General features: G+C 69.8%; 1 protein-coding gene. It reads right to left on the bottom strand.

The window, feature by feature from the left end; all coding sequences use genetic code 11:
• A partial coding sequence (locus I73_RS01665; RefSeq protein ID WP_022979026.1) for a phosphate acyltransferase occupies nucleotides 1–732 on the bottom strand: 732 nt, incomplete at both ends.

The following is a 732-nucleotide window of genomic DNA, read 5'->3' as shown; positions in this document are numbered from 1 at the left end:
AGCGCCATGAGGAACACACTGGAGACGACTGAGACGCCCGGGCGCGTCTTGATGATCTCGAACGCGGGTCGGATGGTGTGCGCCGTCGTGTGGGCGGCACCCGACACCATGCCGTCGGCCAGCCCCAGGTGCACCATCATCGTGCCGAAGTACGACACGTCGGTGATGGTGTCGGCCGCCTTCTCGTACGTGATGCCCTTGTGCTTGCGCAGCTCGGCGTACTCCTCGGCGAAGCGGTGCACGATCTGCGGGTCGAACGGGCTCAGCACCTGCGCGGCGCTCAGGTCGAGGCCGAGCTCCACCGCGCGACCACGCACCTCCGCCTCGTCGCCGAGGATCGTCAGGTCGGCGATGCCACGGGCGAGCACGGTGGCCGCCGCCCTCAGCACGCGGTCGTCGCCGCCTTCCGGCAGCACGATGCGCTTACGGCCGGTGCGGGCGCGCTCCAGGAGCTGGTACTCGAACATCAGCGGCGTCACGACGGTGGAGTGGGCGAGCCCGAGGGCACGCGTGAACTCGTCGGTGTCGACGTGCTGCTCGAACAGGGCCAGCGCCGTGTCGTAGCGGCGCTGCGAGCCGGCGGCGAGGCGGCCGCGGGTGCTCATGACCCGGACGGCGGTGTCGTACGTGTCCAGGTCGGTCTGGATGATCGGAAGCGGCGAGTCCAGGCCCACCATGAGGTCCTGCACGGCCGGTGGCAGCGGGAACGGACCATTGAGGATGATGCCCGCG

This window comes from Ideonella sp. B508-1, assembly GCF_000333615.1.
In the GTDB taxonomy this organism is placed as follows: Bacteria; Pseudomonadota; Gammaproteobacteria; order Burkholderiales; family Burkholderiaceae_C; genus Ideonella.
Note: the sequence above shows the minus strand (reverse complement) of the source record. Positions and strands in the feature narration are given on the sequence as shown.